Consider the following 14,147-nt stretch of genomic DNA (forward strand, 5'->3'; position numbering starts at 1 on the left):
CGCTTTCCCGTACGCTATGTCCGACCCACTGAACGGTCAAGAAGCAGCACGGACGAAGCCGCCGGTCTGACGACTGAATCGATTTTCCCGGGTATTGGCAATTAGCTGTAGGTGTTGCCCGCGTGGTCACGACCCCGCGCGAGGTAGATCTTGTGGCTGTCCGGCTTCAGGAACCGGACGGTCGTCGGCATGTATCTCATGGTGTAGCCGCAACGGCGCAACGTGCTGCGGTTCGGCGGGCTGCCGTGCACCAGCATGGCCGAGTGCACGCTGCACGCCCCGCGTTCCAGTTCCACGTCGACGGCGCGTGACTCGTCCACCGCCGTTTCCTGGTTGAAGAACGAGTCGGCGGTGCCGGTGTGCTCGGCGGCGGCGAGATGACTGCCCGGAATGACGCGCAGGCAGCCGTTCTCGACGGTCGACGGGTCGATCGCCAGCCACACGGTGACGGCGTCGCCCGCAGGTGAGATGCTGTCGCGCCAGAAGTGCGCGTCCTGGTGCCACGGAACGGGTTTGCCGTCGCCGGCGGGCTTGCAGATGAAGTGCGACGAGAACAACGCGATGTCCGGGCCGATCAGCGACTCGACGAGGTCCAGCACGTCCGGGTCGAGCAGCCACTCGAACAGCGCCGGATCGGTCAGGTGCGGCACGTCCATGTGCTCGGGACGCTGCCCCTGCGGCAGGGCCGCCAGCCTGGCCTCGAAGTGCGCGGCCAGGGCCTCGAACTTCGCCGGCGCCAGCACGCTCGCGTGCGTCTCGTAACCATCCTTCTCGAACATCGTCACCTCACGAGTAGGCCGGTCTCCTTGTCATAGCGCAGAACGCGTGCGGGCGGGGCGTCCACGGTCACGGTCGTGCCGATGACGGGCTCGTCGTCCTCGGGCACGATGTAGCCGATCTGCTCATCGCCGCAGTCCAGTGTCACCAGCGACGTCACGCCGAGGTTCTCCACAATGGACACCTCACCGCTGAACAGGCCGCCGGCCGCGGGCGACAGGTATTCGGGACGCACGCCGATGATCTCCGAGCCGCGCGGCACGAGGTTCATGGGTGTCGAGCCGATGAAGTTGGCCACGAACGTGTCCGCGGGCCGCTGGAACACCTCGCGCGGTGTGCCGAGCTGCCGGATCCGGCCCGCGTCCATCACCGCGATCCGGTCGGCGAGCGCCAGCGCCTCGGCCTGGTCGTGTGTGACGAACACCGTCGTCAGCGCCAGCTCTCGTTGCAGCTTCTTGAGGAACGTCCGCGCTTCGAGCCGCAGCCGGGCGTCTAGATTGGACAGAGGTTCGTCCAGCAGCAGCACCTCGGCCGACGCGGCGACCGCGCGGGCGAGCGCCGCCCGTTGCTGCTGACCGCCCGAGAGCTGGCCGGGCCGCCGGTCCAGCAACTCCCCCAGGCTCAGGCCCTGAGCGGTCCGCGCGGCCGTCTCCTGCTGAACGGACTTCGCGACGCCCCGGACCCGCAGCGGGTAGGCGATGTTCTCCGCCACCGTCATGTGCGGGAACAGCGCGTAGTCCTGGAACACCATCGCCACCCGGCGGTCGCCGGGCTGCAGCCTCGTGACATCCCTCGAGCCGATCGCCACGGCCCCGTCGGTGGCGCCTTCCAGTCCCGCGATCGTGCGCAGCAACGTGGTCTTGCCGCACCCGGACGGGCCGAGCAGGGCGAACAGCTCGCCGTCGGCGATCTCGAGGTCCAGATCGTCCACCGCTCGCACCCCGTTGGGGTACACGGTGGACAGACCCTCGACAGTGATACCCGCCATCAGCTCTTGATGCCTCCGTGGAATCGGAACCCGTACCGCTTGTTCACGAACAGGTACAGCACGACCACCGGGATCGAGTACAGCAGCGAGAACACCGGGATCACCGTCAGGTTGGCGCTGCCGCCCTCGTCGTAGAGGGTGCGCAGCAGCACCGCCGCCGGCTGCCGGCCGACGTCGCGCAGCAGCAGGAACGGCAGCAGGAAGTTGCCCCAGGCGTTGACGAACGCCCAGACGAAGATCGTCGCTACGCCAGGCCGTGCGATCGGCAGCACGACGTGACCGAGAACCTGCCGGGGAGAGGCCCCGAACACCCGCGCCGACTCCTCGTACGAGCGCGGCACGGCGTCCATGAAGTCCTTGAGGATGAAGATGGCCGCGGGCAGCATGCCGCCCGCGATCACCAGCGCCGTGCCGAACTGCGAGTTGATCAGGCCGAGCTGCAGCATCATCACGAAGATCGGCACCATCGCGGCCGTGCCCGTGACCACGCTCGACAACAACAGCAGCAGGTACAGCAACAGATCCCGCCCGGGAATCCGCACCCGCGACAACGCGTAGGCCGCCAGCGCCGCGAGCACTGTCGTCACCACGGTCGCGACCACGCACAGCACCAACGAGTTCAGCAACGACGTCAGCGCGTACGGGTGCTCGAAGGTCGCCACGACGTTGCGCAGCGTCCAGTCGGGCCACCGCAACCCCAGCCCTGGCTTCGCGTCGAACGGCGCGGACGCCAGCCACAGCATCGGCACCGCGAAGAACGCCAGCACCAGCGTGACCAGCACGTAGAACCCGATCCGCCGCACGATCCACAAAGGACTCACGCCCGCCTCCGCAACAAGCGCAGATAGACCAGGGCCACAACCAGATTGCCGACCAGCAGCAGCATCGACATCGCGGACGCGTACCCGAGCCGGCCACCCTCCAGCGCCTGCCGGTAGATCAGCACCGGCAGCACCTCGGACTGGTGGTTCGGCCCGCCCGCGGTCAGCAGGAACGGCGTGAAGTCGTTGGCCGTCCACAGGCTGATCAGCAGGGTGTTCGTCAGCACGTGCCCGCGGATGTGCGGGAACACCACGTCCCGCACGGTCTGCCAGCCGGACGCGCCCATCAGCCGCGCGGTCTCCAGCTGTGACGGCGGTACCGCGGCCAGCGCCGAGGTGTAGAGCAGCATCGAGAACGCCGTGCCGCGCCAGATGTTGAAGATGATCAGGCTCGTCATCGGGTACTGCACCAGCCACGCCGTCTGCGGCGAGCCGAGCAGCAGGCCCAGCGTGCCGGTGTCGCGGCTGAGCACCGCGAACCACAGGTACGCCACCACCGTGCTCGGCAGGATCCACGAGAGCAGCACCAGCCCCTCGACGGTCCGCCGCAGACCTGGCCGCACCGTCCGCAGCAGCCACGCCAGCCCGAACCCGAGCACGTTCTGCCCGATCACCGCCGACCCGAGCACGAACAACGCCGTGAGCCACAGCGAGTTCGTGAACAACGGGTCCCGCACGGCCTCGATGACGTTGTCCAGCCCGACGATCTGCGGGTTGGCGGCCGCGGCCCCGGTGAGCTGGTAGTTCGTGATCCCGATGTAGAGCGTCCACAGAGCCGGGAAGACCAGGAAGGCCCCGATCAGCACCAGCGCGGGCGTGACGAACCCCAGAGCGCGCCGGACGCCCAGCCCGGAGCTATCCAACGTTCGCCTCTCCGACGGCCTTCACGAGTGCCGCGCGGTAGGCCGTCGCCACCTCGTCCGGACTCCTGCCCGCCACCACGTCCGCCGTCGCCTGCTGCAGCGCCGCCGACACCTTGGGGTAGTCGGCGAGCCCTGGCCGGTACCGGGTGATCGGCAGGACCTTCTCCGCGATGAACGTCAGCATCGGGTCGCCCTTGAGCACCTCGTCGTTGACGTCCTGCCGCTGGGTGAGCTGCGCCGTGCCCGCGAGCGACTCCTTCACGGCCTCCGCGGAGTTGAGGAACTGCATGAACTCCCAGGCCTGCCTGGGGTACCGGGTGTTCGGGTTGATCACCCGCACACCACCGCCCGACATGCTGACGAAGTCCTGCCCGCCCACACCTGCTTTCGCCTGCTTGGCGGGTACCAGCGCCCAGCCGACGGCGGTGTCGCGGTCGGCCATCTTCGCCACGCCGTTCCTGGGCTCCACCACCGAACGCCAGAAGTAGTCGCTCTCCAGCAGGATGCCGATCTTGTTCTCGCCGAACAGCTGGAACGACCGATCGCGGCCCTTGGCCTCCTGCTGCAGCACGGGATCGCCGAGCCCGCCGCCGTAGACCTTCTGGTACAGCCCCAGAACGTCCTTCAGCTCGGCCGAATCCCCTTGCCACTTCCCGTTCTCGTAGATGGGCTTGCCGGTGCCGGCCAACGCGGGCAGCACACCCTGCATGGTCGTGGCCTCGCCCATCGCGCTGCCGGCGTTGAGCTGGATCGGCGTCACGCCGGGCAGCGCCTTGAGCTTGGCCCCCGCGTCGAGCACGTCCTGCCACGACTTCGGCTGCCAGTCCGCGGGCAACCCGGCCTGCGCGAAGAGGTTCTTGTTGAAGAACAGCACGCGCCCGTCCGTGCCCATCGGCACGCCGTACCGCTTGCCGTCGAACTCGCCGAGCCCCTGCACGGCCTGGGGAATCTGGTCCCAGCCGTCCCAGTCGGTGTTGCCGACGACGTCGCCGAGAGGCTTGATCTGCCCGGCCTGCGCGAACTCGCCGAGCCAGATGCCGTCGATCTCGATGATGTCGCCGCCACCGCCGGTCTTCAGGTCCAGCGCGACCTTGGTCTTGAAGTCCTCGTCGCCCGCGCCGTTCTGCTCGAACCTGATCGTCGCGGTGACGCCCTTGGCCTTCTGCAGCTCGGTGAACTTCGGGATCACCCAGTTCTGGAGCCAGTTCGCCCCGCGCGCGTTCTTTCCGCCGGCCGCCGAGTTGGCGACGATCGTCAGCGTGATCTCCTTGGCGTCGGCGTTGCGCGCCTGATCACCGCTCTGCGTCTGTCCCAGGCAGCCCGCCAGCAGCCCGCACACCGCCACCAGCCCGAACATCCTCGTTCGCCCCATCGGTCCAACATGGCACTCGATCACGACGGCCACAAGCTCTCAGCACCCTCTCAGTACGTGGCTGCGAGGCTGGCGCGCGAAGGGGGTAGATCATCTATGCAGCTACTGCTGGCGGCCGTCCTGGCCGCGTCGACACTGGTGACGCCGCAGCTCAGCGGCCCGTTCGCGGTGGGCACGTTCGACGCCCACCTCACCGATTCCACCCGCGCGGACCCGTGGCAGCCGACGAGGAACCGAGAGCTGATGGTGACCATCAGCTACCCGGCCAGGCGCACCGGCCAACAGGCTCCGTGGCTCGGCGCGACCCTCGCGACGGCGCTGGACCCGATCATTTCCAGCCCTGCCTACCTGGACATCCCTGCCGGAACCGTCGACTGGGCCGGTACCAGGCGGCAGGCGCGAGACGCCCCGCCGCTACCGGGCAGGTGGCCGGTCGTGCTGTTCTCGCCGGGCCTGCAGTCGCCACGCGAGTTCTACGCCGGCGCCGCGGACGACCTGGCCAGCCGCGGATACGTCGTGGTCACGGTGTCGCACACGCACGAGACGGTCGCCGTGGAGTTCCCCGGTGATCGCATCGAGTGGGGCCTGATGCAGGACGCCTCGCAAGCGACAATGAAGAAGGCCATCGACGCGCGAGTCGCCGACATGCGGTTCGTGCTGAACGAGCTTCCGAAGCTCCACAACGGCGCGGACACCAGCAGAGTCGGCATCGCCGGGCACTCGTACGGCGGCTACACGGCGGCCGAGACGATGGCGAACGACCGCAGGTTCGACGTGGGCATCAACATCGACGGCGCCATGGAGCACACCGGCGACGACGGCCCCTACGCACCGGGCAAAGCGGTCACCGAAGGGCTCGACCGGCCGTTCCTGCTGTTCGGCGGGGACCTGGGCGAGCGCGAGCTGAGCCACGTCGACACGAGCCTGACCAGGACGTGGGCCGACTTCTGGCCGAACCAGCGCGGGTGGAAGCGGGACGTGCACCTGGACGACGGCGCGCACCTCGGGTTCAGCGACATCCAGTGGTCGGTGCCACAGATCGCCGCTGTGCCAACGGAACGCCGCGAGAGTCTCATTGGGACGATCGATCCCGCGGCCGCGCTGAAGGCCCAGCACGACTACGTGGCGGCATTCTTCGATCTCCACCTGAAGCACCGGGGCACCAGGCTGTTCGAACGGGCGCGCCACGAAGGGATCCGCCTGGTGCCCTGATCGGCGGTATGGTCCCGGGCGATGTCTGTCGAGTTCGCCGTTCTCGGTCCCCTGCAGGTCCGCGTGGACGGCAGGGAACACCGGGTCGGCGGGTTCACCCGCCGGGCGACGCTGGGTTTCCTGCTGCTCAACGCGGGCCGGGTGGTGTCGATCAGCGAGCTCACCGAGGCGTTGTGGCCGGACGAGCACCCGCCGACGGCGCGCGGGATCCTCCTCAACGTCGTGTCGGCGCTGCGCAAGGCCGGACTCGACATCGTCACCCGCAAGCCCGGCTACCTGCTGCGCGTGGAACCGGACCGCGTCGACCTGCACCGGTTCCGCGCCGCGCTCACCAGGGCTTCCACCGCGCCGAGCCCCGAACAGGCGGCGCACGTCCTGCGGGACGCGCTGGCGTTGTGGCGCGGGCCGGTGCTGGCGGACCTGGTGGCGGACGGCGTCACGTGGCCGGCGCTGGTGGAGATCACGCATCTGCGCGACGGGGCGGTGGAGGACAGGTTCGACGCCGAACTGGCGTGCGGACGCCATCGCGAGGTGATCGCGGAGATCGAGGCGCTGGCGAGCGATCACCCGTTGCGCGAACGGGTGCAGGGACAGCTGATGCTCGCGCTCTACCGGTCCGGCAGGCAGGCCGACGCGCTCGCGGTCTTCCGCACGGCACGCGCGCGGTTCGCCGCCGAACTCGGCATCGATCCGGGGCCCGATCTGGTCCGGCTGGAACAGGCGATCCTCACCCAGGACCCGGCGCTCGCGACGAGCCCCGCGCAGGCGCCGACCATGCTGGAACGCAAGAAGGTCAGCGTGCTCGTCGTCCGGCTGGAGCTGGCGGGCGTGGACGAGGCCGCCGACGAGCAGCTCGAAACCTCGGTCGCGAAGGTGCTCCGGCACGTCGAGGACTTGGGGGGCGTCACGGTCTCGACGCTCGGTTCGACGGTCTGCGCGGCCTTCGGCGCCCCGGTCAACCGCGAGGACGACGCCGCACGGGCGGTGCGCGCAGCGTTCGAGATCACCGGTGATCATCCGGCGGCCGCCGCGGTGTCCACCGGGCCCGCGCTCGTCACGTCCGGCGATCACGTCGAGGTCAGCGGCACGGTGCTCGACGCCGGCCTGCGGTTGCTCGCCCAGGCCTCACCAGGCGAGGTCAGAACGTGCCCGGTGACCGACAGGACGCTCACGCCGGCCGAGGACGACGCGCCGTTCGTGGGGCGCTCGGCCGAGATGGCCCTGCTCGTCGAGACCTACGAGCAGGTCAGAACCACGAACCGGCCGAGGGTGATCACGATCGCCGGCGAGCCCGGCGCGGGCAAGAGCAGGCTCGTCAGGGAGTTCGCCAGGGGCCGCCGGACGCTCACCGGCCGCACTCCCCCGTTCGCGCGCGACGACGCCTTCGCCCCGCTGGCCGAGATCGTGCGGAGTCACGCGGGCATCTTCGACACCGACGACGCCGCCGCGGTCACCACCAAGATCCAGGCGATCAGCGACGACCCGTGGCTCGTCACGCAACTCTCCGCGCTCGTGGGAGTCAGCCCGCAGGGCAGCGACGTGCTGATGGCCTGGCGCAGGCTGATCGAACACCTCGCCCAGGAGCCGCTGGTGGTGATCGTCGAGGACGTGCACTGGGCCGACGACCTGCTGCTCGGCTTCCTGCACGGCCTCGCCGACACCGCCGACGACGTGCCGTTGCTGGTGCTCCTCACCACACGGCAGGAGCCAAGGGGTGAGTCGATCACGCTCGGCGCACTGTCCGAAGAGGACACCAAGCTGCTGCTCGAAGCGCTGATGGCCCGTCACGACGTGACCGCCGACCTGCCCGCGCTGCTGCACCGCTCGGCCGGCAACCCGCTCTTCGCCGGCGAGTACGTCCGCATGCTCCGCGACGGCGCCCCGGACGCCCTCCCCGAGACGGTGCGGAACGTCATCGGCGCGAGGCTCGATTCGTTGCCGCAGAACGAGAGATCGGTGCTGCAGGACGCGGCGGTCATCGGCCCGACGGTCTGGCCAGGCGCGGTCGCGGTGGTCGCGGAACGGGATGTCGCCGAGGTCGCACGCTGCCTGGAGGTGCTGCGGCAGCGGGACTTCCTGAAGCGCCAGAGCACCAGCAACGTCGTGGGCGAGATCGAGTACGCCTTCAGCCACGTGCTGGTCCGCGACGCCGCCTACGACCGGGTTCCGCGCGGCACCAAGGCGATGAAGCACTACCACGCGGCCGAGTGGGTGCAGGCACTGCCGCTGGAGCACGTTCCCCTGCTGGCGTACCACTTCCAGGAAGCGGTGTGGATCGCGGAGGCCTCCGGAAGGCCGTGCGACATCATGGGCCGCAAGGCGAGGGCGGCCCTCACCGACGCGGGCCGCAGAGCGACCGCCCTGGCCGCCAGGGACACCGCGATCCGTTGCTACCGCGCCGCTCTGGCGGTCTGCCCGCCTGGCCACCCCGACCGGGCCGAACTGCTGACGTTGCTGGGTTCGAGCCTGGCCCAGAGCGGCGCGGGACTCGAGGAACTGGCCGAGGCGGCCGAACTCCACCGCGCCGCCGGGAACTTCGCGGGTGCGGCGGCGGCCACCAGAGCCTCCTGGCGCGCCGCCTGGCACCAGGGCGACCACGTGGCGGCCGGACGACATCTCGACCGCACGATCGAGTTCCTCGCGCTGACCGAGCACGCGTACGGCGTGCGGGCGTACCTCGCGCACTCCCTGACGCTCGCGGACAGGCTGACCGAGGCGAGCAGCGCAGCGAAGACGGCGTTGGAAGGCGCCACCGGCGTCGAACGGGCCGTGGCGCTGGAAGCCCTGGGCCTCGCACGGGTCAAGCAGGGCGACCCCGACGGCATCGGTGACATGCGCCAGGCCGTGACCGAACGGACGGCTGCCGGGATCTCGCCCGGACTGTGCCTGGTCAACCTGAGCACCGCCTACACCGTGCTCGGCGACGCGAAGGCACGTCTCGCGGTGCGCGCGGAAGCACGAGCGGCCGCCCGGCGGCACGGCGACCACGACACGATCGCGTGGCTCGACGCGTCCAGGTACCTGGAGTTGTTCTGGGACGGCAGGTACGCCGAGGCGCTGGCCGCCCTGGACGAGCCGGGCCAGGCTCACGTCCTCGCTCTGCGCGGCCGCATTCTCCTGCTGACCGGTGATCTGGCCGGTGCCACCGAATGCGCGGACCGGGCACTCGAACTCGCCAGGAGCAAAGGCGATCGCGGCGGCCTGCAGCACCCGCTGGTCCTCAAGGCCCACCTCGCACTGCTGAGCGGCGAACCGGCGGAGGTCGGCGACCTGCTTCCCTGCCACCAGATCACCGGCACGATCGGCGTCAGCCTGCCGATCGTCCTCGCCGCCACCGGCCACGGCCCCGAGTGCCTGGCCGAGGCGCCCTGGTCCCGGTGGAAGGACGCCGCCGTCGCCTTCCTCGGCGGCGACCGGCAGGAGGCCCGCCGGATCTACCAGGAGATCGGGTCGAGGCCGGACGCCGACGATGAGTCGCTGGTTATCGGACGGCGCTAGCGTCCGGGCGGTGCCCGCGATCCCCCGCTACTACCAGGCCAAGGCCCGGCTGCTCGACCTGCTGGGCGACCTGCCGGGCAACACCCCGTTCCCACCGGAACGCGAACTCTCGGACGTGCTCGGCATGTCCCGCACCACGATCCGCAAGGCGATGAACGAACTCGTGCTGGAGGGCAGGCTCATCCGCGGAACGGGCCGCCAGGGCACGACCGTCGCACCACCCAAACAGCTCCACCGCCTGAGCCTCGACGCGTTGGTGCAGGACCTCGCCACCCGCGAGCAGGCGGCCGTGCGGATCACCAGGGACGTGCTCACCGTCGAGTCGGTCCTCGTCCGCGGCGACGAACCGATCGGCGTGCGCTCGACCTGCCTGTGCGCCTCGCGGTTCCCCGGCTTCGCCGAGCGCTACGACGACACCCCGCTGCGGAGGTTCCTCTCGACCACCTACCGGGTCCGGTTCGGGGACCTGCGTGCCTGGTGCACCACCACTCTCGCCACACCGCGCCTCGCCAGGCTCCTCGACGTCCGCCCCGCCACCCCGGTGCTGTCGATCTCGTGGCTGGACCTGGTCGAACGGTCGTGGGTCGTGCTGAGAGGCGATCGCGCGCACCTCACGATGGCCCAAGTCCAGGGATCCGCCCAGTTCCACGCGAGTTAGCGTCGAAGCCCGACTCGCAGCGGGAGGCACCGTGACCGACCACACCCGGCGCCGCATGTGGTTCCTCGACCAGCTCGACCCCGGCAACCCCAGCCACCACGTCACGCTGATCACCACCCCCGCTGCCGTCCACGTGCCGGACACCCTCCTGGTCCGGTTCGACGACGACGGGCGGCCCGTTCCCGGCGGGCCACCCGTCGTCGTGAGGTCGGCGCAGGTCCCCGATGTGCGGGCGGCGGTGCGCGCGGAACTCACGCAGCCGTTCGACCTGCGCGAAGGCCCGCTGGTGCGCGCCCTGGAGCTCAACTCGTCGCTGCTCGTCCTGACGATGCATGGGATTCTCGGCGACATCCGCGTGCTGGAGACCGTGCTCGGCGGACCGACTCCCCCGGCCGCCCAGGGCTCTCCCGGCTTCTGGCTCGATCAGCTGCGCGACCTGCCGGTGCTGGAACTGCCGACCGACCGCCCGCGGCCGCCGTTGCACCGGCCGGAAGCCGGTGTGGTGCCGTGGTCGGCCGACGTCGACTCCGACGCGTTGCTCGCGGCGCTGCAGGTGGTGCTCGGCCGCTACACGCGGTCTGCCGACGTGCCGATCGGTGTCGTCGTCGCGGACGAACTCGTCGTGCTGCGCGGAGATCTGTCCGGCGACCCGACGTTCGGCGAGCTGTGCGGGTTGACGGCCGAGCAGCTGACCACGGCCGCGGCGCAGCTCGTCGGGTTCGACCAGGTCGTGGATCTGCTGGCGCCGGAACGGGATCTGTCGCGGCATCCGCTCGTGCAGGTGCAGGTCGACCTGCGGCCGCGACGGGACCTCTACGACCCCGAGGTCGCGTTCACCAGCTTCGACGTCGAGATCCAGAACGGCCGCGTGCTCTACAACCGGGCGCTGTTCGACCGGCCGCGGATCACCCGGCTGCTGGCCCACCTCGTGAAGGTGCTGCGGGCGCCGACCGACGAGCGCCTCTCGCGGATCTCGATGATCGACCAGGACGAGGCCGCGCTGCTGGAGAAGTGGAACTCCACCACCGAGTACCTGCCGGACGTGAGCATCCCCGAACTGTTCGCGGAGCAGGTGCTGACCACGCCGGACGCCGTGGCCGTCGAGCACGGGTCCGAGTCGCTCACGTACACCGAGCTGGACCGCCGATCCAACCGGATGGCGAACCTGGTGCGGTCCAGGGGAATCGGGACCGGTGACCTGGTCGGGCTGTGCCTGGACCGGGGCGCCGACCTGATCGTCACGATCCTGGGCGTGCTCAAGGCCGGCGCGGCGTACGTGCCGATCGACCCGGAACACCCGTTGGACCGCATCCAGTTCATGGTCGACGACGCGCGGCTGTCCGTGGTGGTGAGCCGGAACCGGGTGCTGTTCCACCGCCCGCTTTCCCCCTCCGAAATGGACTCCCACCCGGATTCCGCACCACCGAGGACCACCCAGGACGCCCCGGCCTACATGATCTACACGTCCGGCTCGACCGGACGGCCCAAGGGCGTGCTGATGCCCGGCCGCTGCGTGGTGAACCTCGTGCGCTGGCAGGAGAAGGCGCTCGAACGGGAAGAAGAGAGCCGCACCGCGCAGTTCACCACCGCCACCTTCGACGTGTCGGTGCAGGAGATCTTCTCCGCACTGCTGTTCGGTGGCACGCTCGTCATCCCGTCGGACGAGGTCCGCCGCGACCCCGCCGCGTTCACCGCCTGGCTGGACGCCGAACGGATCACGCGGCTGTTCGTGCCGGACTCGGTGCTGCGGGCGTTGCTGGACGAGGACCCGTCGTTCGCCTCGATGCGGCACGTCTCGCAGGCCGGCGAACCGTTGACGCTCGACGTGAAGCTGCGCAACTTCTGCGCTTTGAGGCCGTGGCTGCGCGTGCACAACCACTACGGCCCGGCCGAGTCGCACGTGATCACGTCGTACTCACTGCCCGCCGACGTGGTGGACTGGCCCGCGATCGCCCCGATCGGCGGGCCGATCGACAACACCCGGATCCACCTGCTCGACGCCACCCTGCTGCCGGTCGGCGTCGGCGTCGCGGGCCAGTTGTGCGTGTCGGGCGCCGGACTCGCCTCGGGCTATCACGGTCGTCCCGAGCTGAGCGAACGGAAGTTCGTCACGAAAGACGGCGAGCTGATGTATCTGACGGGCGATCTCGCGTCGTGGAACGACGACGGCCAGCTGGAGTTCCACGGCCGCGTCGACGACCAGGTGAAGATCCGCGGCGTGCGGGTCGAACCGGGCGAGATCGAAGCCGTGCTCAACGCCCATCCGAAGGTGACGCGGGCCGTCGTCGTGTTGCGGGACAAGCAGCTCATCGCCTACTACACCGGCGAGGCCGACGACCTGCTGGAGCACTGCGCCGCGCTGCTACCGGTCCAGCTGGTGCCGTCCCTCTTCCTTCCGGTGACCACGTTCCCGCTGCTGGCGAACGGCAAGATCGACCGCCGCGCGCTGCCCGTGCCGTCCCCGCGCTCACCGCACGTCCGGCCGCGCACCACCGAGGAGGCCGCGCTGTGCCAGGTGTTCGCGGACGTGCTCGGCATCGAGGACGTCGGCGCGACCGACGACTTCTTCGCGCTGGGCGGGCATTCCCTGCTCGCCACCCGCGTGATCACCCGTGTCCGGGCGGAACTGGGCGCCGAACTCCCGTTGCCCGCGCTGTTCCACCACCGCACACCCCAACGGCTGGCGCGGATCCTGTCCGGCGAACGGTCGTGGATCAAGCCGGTCACGCCACGCGCGCACGGTCCGGTGCCGTTGTCGATCGCGCAGAACCAGGGCAACCGGTGGTTCGGCTCGGTGCTGGCCGCGGGCTTCTGGACCGTGCCGCTGGCGTTGCGCCTGCACGGGCCGCTCGACCTCGACCACCTCCAGTCCGGACTGGACCGCGTGGTCCGCAGGCACGAGGCGTTGCGCACGGCGTTCTTTGAACGCGATGGCGTTGTGCTGCAAGAAGTCCGGCCCGCTCAAGCCGTTCCGCTGAAGGTCGTCGACGTGTCCTCTGCGGAGGAGGCGGCGTTCATCGCCGGCGACGAGATGACCGTGCCGTTCGACCTGGCGAGCGGAATGTTGCTGCGGGCACGGGTCTTGAGGCTCGCGGACGAGGACCACGTGCTGCTGCTGACCATGCATCACCTCGTCAGCGACGGGTGGTCGCAGGCTCTGCTGATCGAGGAACTGAACGGCACCGCGGCGGCGCCGGTCGTGCAGTACGCCGACTTCACGTTGTGGGAGCAGGACACGCTGTCCCCCGAGCACGCGAAGTACTGGCAGCAACACCTGGACGGCATGCGCCCGATCGAGCTGCCGACGAGGGCCGACCGGGACGTCAACCCGCTCGGCCCCGGCGAGCTGCTGCCGTGGTCGCCGTCGAAGGACCTGCTCTCCCAGGTCTCCACACTGGCCGGTCAGGAGCGGGCCACGCCGTACGAGGTGCTGCTGGCCGCGTTCACAGTCCTGCTGTCCCAGACCACCAGGGCCACCGACGTCGTGGTCGGCACGCCGATGGCGAACCGCGTCCGGCCGGAACTGGAGCAGGTGATCGGCCTGTTCGCGAAGGTCGTGGCGCTGCGCACGGATCTGTCCGGCGACCCGGACTTCCGCGAGGTGCTGCGGCGGGTCAAGGAGACCACAACGGCCGCCCACGAGCACCAGGAGGTGCCGTTTCACGAGGTGGTGGAAGGAGTTCCGCTGCGACTGACGTTCGCACTCGTGCCTCCGGTGCCCGAACTGCGACTGCCAGGGGTGACTGCCACCGCGTTCGAGGCACGGCAACGCGGCCCGGTCATCGTGAAGTCCGAGGTGACGTTCCACCTGCACGACTCCGGCGGGCACGTCGTCTACAACTCGCTGCTGTTCACCCGGCAGCAGGCGGTGGAACTCCTCGCCCGGTTCGCGGACGTCCTGCGGGCCGTCACGGCGGACCCGTCGCTGCGCCTCTCGGAGATCGAAATAGTGTGACCG

At 69.9% G+C, this 14,147-nt stretch carries 9 protein-coding genes; 4 read left to right on the forward strand and 5 right to left on the reverse strand.

Going from position 1 to position 14,147, the window contains the following annotated elements; genetic code table 11:
- Nucleotides 1-101: 101 nt before the first annotated feature.
- The 5 genes from ACIRG5_RS04935 to ACIRG5_RS04955 are packed head-to-tail and all read right to left on the reverse strand — an operon-like array spanning nucleotide 102 to nucleotide 4,821.
- Nucleotides 102-779 carry a phytanoyl-CoA dioxygenase family protein gene (locus ACIRG5_RS04935; RefSeq protein ID WP_402900238.1) on the reverse strand — a complete coding sequence of 226 codons (678 nt, stop codon included), beginning with the start codon at nucleotides 777-779 and terminating at the stop codon, nucleotides 102-104.
- Between the two features lie 2 nt (nucleotides 780-781).
- A complete protein-coding gene (locus tag ACIRG5_RS04940; RefSeq protein ID WP_402900241.1) occupies nucleotides 782-1,765 on the reverse strand; it encodes an ABC transporter ATP-binding protein in 984 nt (327 codons plus the stop codon).
- Nucleotides 1,765-2,586, reverse strand: coding sequence for an ABC transporter permease subunit (locus ACIRG5_RS04945; protein WP_402900243.1), 822 nt, complete (start codon nucleotides 2,584-2,586; stop codon nucleotides 1,765-1,767). The genes ACIRG5_RS04940 and ACIRG5_RS04945 overlap by 1 nt, the downstream gene beginning before the upstream one ends.
- Nucleotides 2,583-3,449 (reverse strand): carbohydrate ABC transporter permease, encoded by an 867-nt coding sequence (locus tag ACIRG5_RS04950; protein ID WP_402900246.1) that lies wholly within the window; start codon nucleotides 3,447-3,449, stop codon nucleotides 2,583-2,585. Before ACIRG5_RS04950 ends, ACIRG5_RS04945 begins: the two co-directional genes overlap by 4 nt.
- Nucleotides 3,442-4,821, reverse strand: coding sequence for an extracellular solute-binding protein (locus ACIRG5_RS04955; protein WP_402900248.1), 1,380 nt, complete (start codon nucleotides 4,819-4,821; stop codon nucleotides 3,442-3,444). Before ACIRG5_RS04955 ends, ACIRG5_RS04950 begins: the two co-directional genes overlap by 8 nt.
- A 96-nt stretch (nucleotides 4,822-4,917) precedes the next feature.
- Between ACIRG5_RS04955 and ACIRG5_RS04960 the strand changes: the two genes are divergently transcribed.
- The 4 genes from ACIRG5_RS04960 to ACIRG5_RS04975 are packed head-to-tail and all read left to right on the forward strand — an operon-like array spanning nucleotide 4,918 to nucleotide 14,144.
- Nucleotides 4,918-6,033 carry an alpha/beta hydrolase family protein gene (locus ACIRG5_RS04960; protein ID WP_402900251.1) on the forward strand — a complete coding sequence of 372 codons (1,116 nt, stop codon included), beginning with the start codon at nucleotides 4,918-4,920 and terminating at the stop codon, nucleotides 6,031-6,033.
- A gap of 21 nt (nucleotides 6,034-6,054) precedes the next feature.
- The gene (locus tag ACIRG5_RS04965) at nucleotides 6,055-9,531 is read left to right on the forward strand and encodes a BTAD domain-containing putative transcriptional regulator (protein ID WP_402900254.1); all 3,477 of its coding nucleotides are present in this window, start codon (nucleotides 6,055-6,057) and stop codon (nucleotides 9,529-9,531) included.
- 10 nt (nucleotides 9,532-9,541) lie between these two features.
- Entirely contained in the window at nucleotides 9,542-10,189 is a 648-nt protein-coding gene (locus ACIRG5_RS04970) for a GntR family transcriptional regulator (protein ID WP_402900257.1), read from the forward strand.
- Nucleotides 10,190-10,220: 31 nt separating this feature from the next.
- On the forward strand, nucleotides 10,221-14,144 hold the full coding sequence (locus ACIRG5_RS04975) for an amino acid adenylation domain-containing protein (RefSeq protein ID WP_402900260.1): 3,924 nt from the start codon (nucleotides 10,221-10,223) through the stop codon (nucleotides 14,142-14,144).
- Nucleotides 14,145-14,147 lie beyond the last annotated feature (3 nt).

Source organism: Lentzea sp. NPDC102401 (genome assembly GCF_044765805.1).
Lineage (GTDB): Bacteria > Actinomycetota > Actinomycetes > Mycobacteriales > Pseudonocardiaceae > Lentzea > Lentzea sokolovensis.

Bases quoted from the DNA above. Each gene is read 5' to 3' on its own strand.
- ACIRG5_RS04935 (WP_402900238.1), bottom strand. From the start codon at position 779: ATGTTCGAGAAGGATGGTTACGAGACGCACGCGAGCGTGCTGGCGCCG.
- ACIRG5_RS04940 (WP_402900241.1), bottom strand. From the start codon at position 1,765: ATGGCGGGTATCACTGTCGAGGGTCTGTCCACCGTGTACCCCAACGGG.
- ACIRG5_RS04955 (WP_402900248.1), bottom strand. From the start codon at position 4,821: ATGGGGCGAACGAGGATGTTCGGGCTGGTGGCGGTGTGCGGGCTGCTG.
- ACIRG5_RS04960 (WP_402900251.1), top strand. From the start codon at position 4,918: ATGCAGCTACTGCTGGCGGCCGTCCTGGCCGCGTCGACACTGGTGACG.
- ACIRG5_RS04965 (WP_402900254.1), top strand. From the start codon at position 6,055: ATGTCTGTCGAGTTCGCCGTTCTCGGTCCCCTGCAGGTCCGCGTGGAC.